Annotated in this window: 6 protein-coding genes; 3 read left to right on the forward strand and 3 right to left on the reverse strand. The window is 52.6% G+C overall.

All coding sequences use genetic code 11. The features are described 5' to 3' along the window. Window positions 1-319 precede the first annotated feature (319 nt). Window positions 320-1,330 carry a catabolite control protein A gene (gene ccpA / locus VF260_05655; protein ID HEX7056667.1) on the forward strand — a complete coding sequence of 337 codons (1,011 nt, stop codon included), beginning with the start codon at window positions 320-322 and terminating at the stop codon, window positions 1,328-1,330. A gap of 3 nt (window positions 1,331-1,333) precedes the next feature. Beyond that, window positions 1,334-2,038, forward strand: a complete 705-nt coding sequence (locus VF260_05660) for a 5'-methylthioadenosine/adenosylhomocysteine nucleosidase (protein HEX7056668.1) — start codon at window positions 1,334-1,336, stop codon at window positions 2,036-2,038. A gap of 35 nt (window positions 2,039-2,073) precedes the next feature. Here the strand turns inward: VF260_05660 and VF260_05665 are convergent, their stop codons facing one another. Then, window positions 2,074-3,252, reverse strand: coding sequence for an acetoin utilization protein AcuC (locus tag VF260_05665; protein ID HEX7056669.1), 1,179 nt, complete (start codon window positions 3,250-3,252; stop codon window positions 2,074-2,076). Window positions 3,253-3,265: 13 nt separating this feature from the next. After that, complete coding sequence (locus VF260_05670) at window positions 3,266-3,898, reverse strand: GNAT family N-acetyltransferase (GenBank protein HEX7056670.1); 633 nt, start codon at window positions 3,896-3,898, stop codon at window positions 3,266-3,268. Between the two features lie 201 nt (window positions 3,899-4,099). Here VF260_05670 and acsA point away from each other — a divergent pair, with 201 nt between their 5' ends. Then, window positions 4,100-5,824: an acetate--CoA ligase gene (gene acsA / locus VF260_05675; protein HEX7056671.1), complete on the forward strand. Its 1,725-nt coding sequence runs from the start codon at window positions 4,100-4,102 to the stop codon at window positions 5,822-5,824. Window positions 5,825-5,930: 106 nt separating this feature from the next. Here acsA and VF260_05680 read toward each other — a convergent pair. Continuing rightward, window positions 5,931-8,255, reverse strand: a 2,325-nt coding sequence (locus tag VF260_05680; protein ID HEX7056672.1) for a penicillin-binding transpeptidase domain-containing protein, incomplete at its 5' end; no start/stop codon positions are given.

Here is an 8,255-nt window from a genome sequence, read left to right on the forward strand (position 1 = left end):
GCCGCCAAACAAGACGAACATCCTGCGATACAGCTGATGATCGAGGAGCGCACAAACGAGTTGCTGGATTTGCTGCTTCTTGCCAAATCGCTAAATGATGCGGAATGGGTACGAAATATTAGCGTGAGGTTGCAGCAAATCTCCAATTATTCGATCGCAAATTGATATTTTATTGGCATAGGCCGCCCCGCGAGGCGGTTTCAACTTGCCGATGCCCCGATTTCAGCGAAACCGTGCGGAAAATTGCGCAAAGTAAAAAATTGTCGTATCATATGAATACATAGTTGAACGAAAAATTTATGTTTTGGAGCGAAGCGACGTGACAGTTACGATTTATGATGTTGCCAGAGAAGCGGGAGTCTCGATGGCGACGGTTTCCCGAGTAGTCAACAATAATCCCAATGTAAAACCGCAAACGCGCAAAAAAGTGTTCGAAGCGATCGAACGTTTGGGCTATCGCCCGAATGCCGTCGCCAGAGGTCTTGCCAGCAAAAAGACAACAACGGTCGGCGTCGTGATTCCGGATATTTCCAATTGGGTGTTTGCCGAAGTGGCGAGAGGAATCGAAGATATTGCCAACATGTATCATTACAACATCATTCTATGCAATGCCGACAAACGCAAGGAGAAAGAAATCCGGGTCGTCAATACGCTGTTGGAAAAACAAGTGGACGGGCTGTTGTTTATGGGCGGCGTTGTGACCGACGATCACATTTTGGCGTTTCGCACTTCGACGGTGCCGATCGTGCTTTGCGCGACCACCGACGAAAAAAGCGGGCTGCCATCTGTCGATATCGATCATGAAGCGGCGGCTTTTGACGCGGTCAGCCTGCTTTTGCAAAACGGCCATCGCAAGATCGGCATGATCAGCGGCACGCTGCAAGATCCGGCCAACGGTTTTGCCCGCTACCGGGGCTACAAGCGCGCGCTGGAGCAGGCGGGCATCGCGATGCGCGAAGATTATGTGCGAATCGGAAATTACCGGTATGAATCCGGCATCGAGGCAACCAAACATTTTCTTGGTTTGTCCGACCGGCCGACAGCCATTTTTGCCGCCAATGACGAAATGGCGATCGGGGCGATCCATACCGTGCAGGATAGCGGATTATCGGTGCCGGGCGATATTTCCATCATGAGTGTAAACAATATTCGGCTGGCGGAAATGGTGCGTCCGCAGTTGACCACGGTAGCTCAACCGATGTACGATATCGGCGCGGTCTCCATGCGGCTGTTGACGAAGCTGATGAATCACGAAGCGGTCGATTTGACCAATGTCGTTCTGCCGCATGAGATCATTATGCGCAAATCGGTGGCGGCGATCGGGGGATAACAATTGCGGTTTCGGAAAATCGGATTAATCGGCGCGATGGATGAGGAAATACGGCTGTTTCACGAGCATATTGCCGGCGAACGCGTAACGGAAACGGCGGGGGGAACATATCGCGAAGGGGATATGTTCGGCAAGCGGGTCGTATTGTGCAAATCCGGAGTCGGAAAAGTGAATGCCGCCGTATGCACGTTGAAATTGATCGACCGGTTTGGCGTCGATGCGGTTATTTTTACGGGCGTGGCCGGGGCGCTGGATCCGCGGTTAAGCATCGGCGATATTGTCATATCAAACGATTGCATGCACCATGATATGGACGCAAGCGCGTTAGGTTTCGCCAAAGGGACGATTCCGTTTATGCCGCAATCCGTATTTGCGGCGGATCCGCAGTTGGTCGAATTGGCTTTTGCCGCAAGCGAGCGCGTGGAACAGGGCCGCTCGGTCGTCGGGCGCGTGTTGTCCGGCGACCAGTTTATCGCCGACAGAAGCATGGTGCAAACGCTGCACCGGCAGATGGGCGGAACCTGCACGGAAATGGAAGGGGCGGCGGTGGCGCAAGTGTGCGCGTTATCCGGCATTCCTTTTGTCATTATCCGTTCCATGTCCGACAAAGCAGACGGCTCGGCGCAAATCAACTTTCAGGAGTTTGCCGAAACCGCGGCGGCGCGTTCCTGCGGGATTGTGCGCGAAATGCTGCAAGCGCTCGCGTAGTCGCGCGAAGAAGCGTATTTTTGCCTGCGGCCCGTTCAGGTGATATGGTTTAACGCGATTTCTTTCGTCCGGCGATTTTTCGCCGTAATTTCTTGTTGCCGGGGAATGATCTCCCAGGCTTTTTTATCGTCCAGCCATGTCCGCGGCAGCGGAACGGGCGATTCGGGCTGCCATTTCTTCAGCCATTCCTGCGGCAGCGGGGTGAACGGGTGTTCCGCGAGTTTTTCCGGAAGCGGATGCCCGGCCATTACCAACCAGACCAGACTCCAGGCGCGCGGGACAACCCTCCAGATATCATAGCCGCCGCCGCCCAGCGCGATCCACCGGCCGTTGCAGAAGCGGTGCGCGAGCGCATGGATGAGCCGCGGCATTTCCAGATAGATGCGCATGCTGCAATGTATATGGGACAACGGATCAAAATAGTGCGCGTCGCATCCGTGTTGGCTGACAATCACGTCGGGTTTGAAGACTTCGGTAATTTTTTCCGCGCATGCCTGAAAGTTTTCCAGCCAGGACTCGTCCTCCGTAAAGGGTTCCACCGGCATGTTGTAGCATGCGCCGAAGCCAAGCCCTTCGCCGCGCTCGGTTGCCGCTCCGGTCCCCGGAAACAGGTAGTTCCCGGTTTCATGGATGGAAAACGTGCACACATCGGGTTCGCTGTAAAAGCAAGCCTGTACGCCATCGCCGTGATGAACGTCCGTATCGATGTACAACACCCTTGCGCCATAATTGCGGCGCAAATATGCAATGGCGATTGCCGCGTCATTATATACGCAAAAGCCGGATCCGCGATTCGGCATGGCATGATGCAATCCACCGCCAAGATGCAGCGCATGGACGGCTTGCCCGCTCATGACCAGGTCGGCTGCCGTAATCGAGCCGCCGGCAATGAGCGAAGCTGCTTGATGCATGCGGGGAAAAAAGGGCGTATCCTCCGTATCCAGCCCGTACTTTCCGGCCCAATCCACCCAATCCGGCCGTGGATTTTCGGCGCTGAGCGCTTTTACGACTTCGATATAGCGGGCGGTGTGTATGGCCAGCAATTCATCCGGCTTTGCGGCGCGCGGGCGGACGATCCGTTCGCCGGGCAAACTGCCTAAAGCCTGCAGCAGGTCGCGTGTGAGCATAAGCCGTTTTTGCTTGAATGGATGATCGGCGTTGAAATGATACTGCAGTTCTTCTTCGGCAAAAATATAAGCAGCGCGGGTAGCCATGCCTTTCCTCCGTTCAGTACATGAATCTGCGATGGAAGCGCACCCGGTCGAACGCCTCGACCGATTGTTGCGGAACTTTATTTCCGACGCGCACCATTAGGCAGTTGGCAGGATGCGAACAAATTTCCGGATCGTCGGTCGCATACCAAATCATATCTACGCATTTCATCAAATTTTCCATTACCTTGCGGTATTCCCATACGTTCAGGCCGCTGCCTTCCAAATCCCAATGCCAATAATACTCGGTTGTAAACACGATGGCATTGTCCAGCTGTCCGTCGGCAAAAGCCAGGCGGATCATTTTTTTGCCCAACCCGATGTTGCGGTATGCGTTTGCCACTTCGATCGCACCCAGTTCGATCAAGTCGTCCATTTTTCCTTGCGACCATCGTTCCAATTCGTCGGGGTAATGAAACGTGACATAACCGACAATCGTATTTTCATCAATCGCGGCGATAATCCTTCCTTCGGGCAGCCCGGCAATTTCGATCAGGGCTTCATGCTGTTCGGGCGGCCGGCGAAAGGCATCCAGGTCGGGATGCATGGCGAGCGTCCGCAGCTTTCCAGGAGAAATCGGCCCTTCCACTGTTATCATGCGTTCTTGATATGAAACCTTGAGACAGTGCCAAATTTTCAAATGTTCCAAACGCGATGCCCCCTAACGAGGTGCTGGAAAGATCCATCTCATTTTCATTCTAGCTTACCGCCAAACAAAAAAAAATCGGAAGGGGAACTATAGGCGATGTTTTTTTCGTATGATATAATATACCATAAAAATGAAAGCGTTTTAATGTTTATTCGCAACATTGAACTTGCTTGAAAAAGACAAAAAATCAGGGAGGTTACTATGAACGGCACGAATATCGAAGTGATCAAAGCGGTAGCGACCGACGGAAATTTGCAAGATTATGAAGCGGCGCGGAAAAATTTTAAATGGGAAGACATCGAAAAGGAATTTTCCTGGTACAAAACGGGCAAAGTGAATATGGCCTATGAAGCCATTGACCGCCATGCGGAATCGGACAAAAAAAATAAAATAGCCCTTTATTACAGTGACGACAAGCGGGATGAGTCATATACGTTTGCGCAAATGAAATCGTACTCCAATAAATTCGCCAATGTTTTGAAAAAAATCGGATTGCAAAAGGGCGACCGGATGTTTATTTTTATGCCGCGGACGCCTGAATTGTATTTTGCCTTGTTCGGCGCTTTAAAGCTGGGCGTCATCGTCGGTCCGCTATTTGAAGCGTTCATGGAAACGGCTGTGCGCGACCGGATGGAAAACAGCGAGGCTGTCGCGATCGTTACTACTCCGGCGTTGCTTCCGCGTGTGCCGGTTAAGGAACTTCCGGCGTTAAAACATGTCATTCTGGTCGGCGACAATTTGCAGCTTGCACCCGGGCAGTATGATTATAAAAAAGAGATGGCGGAGGCTTCCGACGAATTGGATATCGTCTGGTTGGACCGCGAAGACGGTCTGGTCATTCACTATACGTCTGGTTCCACCGGCAAGCCGAAAGGCGTCTATCATGTCCATAACGCCATGCTGCAGCATTATTACACCGGCAAGATTGTGCTTGATTTTAAAGAGGATGACATATATTGGTGCACTGCCGATCCCGGTTGGGTAACCGGCACATCATACGGCGTATTCGCCCCATGGCTGAACGGCGTAACCAATGTGATTCGCGGCGGCCGCTTCAGCCCGCAGGATTGGTACGCTACGATACAGCGTTATAAGGTAACGGTTTGGTATACCGCGCCAACCGCGTTAAGGATGTTGATGGGCGCGGGCGATGAAGTGGTCGCCCAATACGATCTTTCGTCGTTGCGCCATCTGCTCAGCGTCGGCGAACCGCTGAACCCCGAAGTTATTCGCTGGGGGCTCAAAGTGTATAAGCATCGCATCCATGACACATGGTGGATGACGGAAACCGGCGCCATGCTGATCTGCAACTATCCGAGCATGGATATTCGCCCGGGCTCGATGGGCAAGCCGATTCCGGGCGTGGAGGCAGGGATCATCGACGATCAGGGCAATGAGCTGCCGCCTTATCGCATGGGCAATTTGGCGATTCGCACACCGTGGCCGTCGATGTTGCGTAAAGTATGGAAAAACCCGGAGAAATTCGCGGAATATTTCCGCTTCCCCGGCTGGTATATATCCGGCGACTCGGCTTACAAGGATGAAGACGGCTATTTCTGGTTCCAGGGCCGCGTGGACGATGTCATCAATACATCCGGCGAGCGCGTCGGGCCTTTTGAAGTGGAAAGCAAGCTGGTCGAGCATCCGGCCGTTGCCGAAGCGGGCGTTATCGGCAAGCCGGATCCGATGCGCGGAGAAATTATCAAGGCGTTTATCGCCTTACGTGAAGGATACAAACCTTCCGACGAGTTGAAAGCGGAGATCGCCCAATTTGTAAAAGACGGTCTGGCTGCTCATGCCGCGCCGCGCGAGATCGAATTTAAAGACAAACTGCCCAAGACCCGCAGCGGAAAAATTATGCGCCGCGTTTTGAAAGCATGGGAATTGGGGCTTCCCGAAGGCGACTTGTCGACGATGGAGGACTGATTGCAAACATGCATGTTTGCGCTGCGTTTATGCCTTGTGATTTGTAAATGCGAAAAATATCAAAAAAAGCGCACCGCCTTTCGTCGGCAGTGCGCTTTTTTTACGATCATGGCCCAAAGACAAAATGGACGGGCGCGGAGAATGGCGATTCGCCGTTCACATTAACGGCCGTTATTTTATACCAACCGTCCGCCGGCAGCGATATATATTCGAAACGGGTGCTCTCCGTAGAGCCGATCAGCGTATATTCCCCGTTTTGCTGCGAACTGTAAAAGATGCGATATTCTATGACGCTATCGTTGTCCGCGTTTGCGTCCCACGTCAGTTGCACGCCGATTCCGCCGTCCCGCGGGCTCGCAACCAGGTTTCGGGGCGAAGCGGGCGCGCCGGCGTTTGGTTTATCGTCTTGCGATCCGTTGTTGTCGCCGGTAACCGGCGGCATAAAGATTTGTCCCGCCGCATTGTCATCCGTGAACACCAGTCCGCTGGGAGCCGATTCGTTTCCCGCGACGTCAACGGCTGTAATGTAATAGGCGTACGAATTCGCCGCTGTAATGTAGTCGACAAATTTAGGCGCGTCTCCCGTGTAGACGGGCGCTCCTTGCCGTTTGAATGGGGCGTTGTTCATGGAGCGATACAAACGGTAGCCGATCACATCTTCCTGCGAATCGGGTTGAAAGGTGATGATGGCCAACCCGCTTTTCTTTTCAATTTTTATATCCGTCACGGCAGGAGGTGCTTCTCCGTCGTCAACCCGCGGATCCATTTCGACGGGCGCCTCCTGCGAGGCGTCGAGCGGAATATAATCTTCGGGTTTTTTCTTCACGCCCTCGCGCACCTCGGGGATGCTTTGCGGGTATTTGGCGAACGCCTCTTTGATTTGGTCAATGACGGTTTTGGTCGGCACTTGCCGTTTGAACAGAACTTTATGCTGAATCATATCCCGCGGTGTGGCAGGGTTCGGCAAATAGTTGACGTGATTGAACGGAATTACGTCCGATTCGATCAGCATATCTGCCGTTTGCGTCGGAATGCTGCGTTTGGCAAACCAATCGGTAATCAGATGGTTGGTTTTTCGCTCCAGTTCGTTCGGCAGTTTTCCGGTGATGTCGGATACCGTCATTTTAATGACGTCGTCAGGCTTGGCGAATTCTTTTGTGGCAAACAGTTCGGGCTTCAATTCGTACACTTTGTTCATTACCAATGACCAGATGTTTTTGGCCCGCGAAGTGCCCTGGCCGTAGGTCAGCGTGCTCGGCTGATCGTAACCCGCCCAAACGCCCAGCGTCAAATCAGGCGTATAGCCTTCAAACCAGGCGTCGAAATCAAACTGTGTCGAGCCGGTTTTGCCGACGGTAGGAACTTTGTCATAGTATTTGAATTTCCGGCGAATATCTGTCGCCGTGCCTTCCGTAATGACGGTACGCAGCATGTCCGTAATTAAAAATGCGGTCTCCGGGCTGAACACCTGCACCGGTTTTGGGTTGTGTTCATACACGACATTGCCTTCCCCGTCGACGATTTTGCGAATCATAAAAGGATCGAGGAAGACGCCTTTGTTGGGAAAAGTGGAATACGCGCCGGTCAATTCCTCAATCGTAACGCCGTATTTTAATCCGCCGATGACCCCGGTTCTGGCGTGGTAGTCTTCTTCCGTAAGCGTTGTGATGCCCATTTTTTTGGCGTATTCCCATGCCTGATCGATGCCGACCACCTGATTGAACAATTTTATCGCCGGAATATTATAGGACCAGTTCAAAGCGGTTCTGGCCGATATCAATCCGTGATATTTGCCGTCCCAGTTTACCGGAATATGGAAGCCCTTGGAACCGTCCGGCTGAACGACCGGAGAATCATCAAGCGGAGTGGCCGGCTGGATGGCTCCCATTTCGATAGCCGGCCCGTAAGCCGCGATCGGTTTCATGGTCGAGCCCGGCTGCCGTTCCATTTGCGTAGCGTGGTTCAATTGCTCTTTGTAAAAATCCCGCCCTTCGATCATGCCGAGTATGGCTCCGGTTTTGTTGTCAATCAGCACCGCGCCGATCTGTTCCATTCCCTTGCCCTCGATATCGGGTGTGAAGTTGTCGGGATTGTGGGCAATTTCCTGCATCGCGTCGTAAATTTCTTGATCAATGGTCGTATAAATTTTGTATCCGTTGGTGCGCATCATTTCACTGACTTCGTTGATCTGCTCGGTATACGCATTGCTGCGCAGATCCGCATCGGTCAATTTGGGGTTTTGCAGCTTCAGTAAGATTTTCGCGGCGCGTTGTTCCGCCTCGATCATCAGATATGGATAAGTCGTATATGCTTTTTCTTTCGGTTGCGCAAGCGACGAGCGGATATCGAAGGCAAGCGCGTCCTCATATTGCTCGCGCGTAATTTTTCCGTCTACCAACATTCTTCCCAGCACAGTATGCTGGCGGTCGAT

This window comes from Bacilli bacterium, from assembly GCA_036381315.1.
In the GTDB taxonomy this organism is placed as follows: domain Bacteria; phylum Bacillota; class Bacilli; order Paenibacillales; family KCTC-25726; genus DASVDB01.

Excerpts from the sequence above, each read along its gene's own strand:
- VF260_05665 (HEX7056669.1), bottom strand. The coding sequence starts at position 3,252 with ATGGCTACCCGCGCTGCTTATATTTTTGCCGAAGAAGAACTGCAGTAT.
- acsA (HEX7056671.1), top strand. The coding sequence starts at position 4,100 with ATGAACGGCACGAATATCGAAGTGATCAAAGCGGTAGCGACCGACGGA.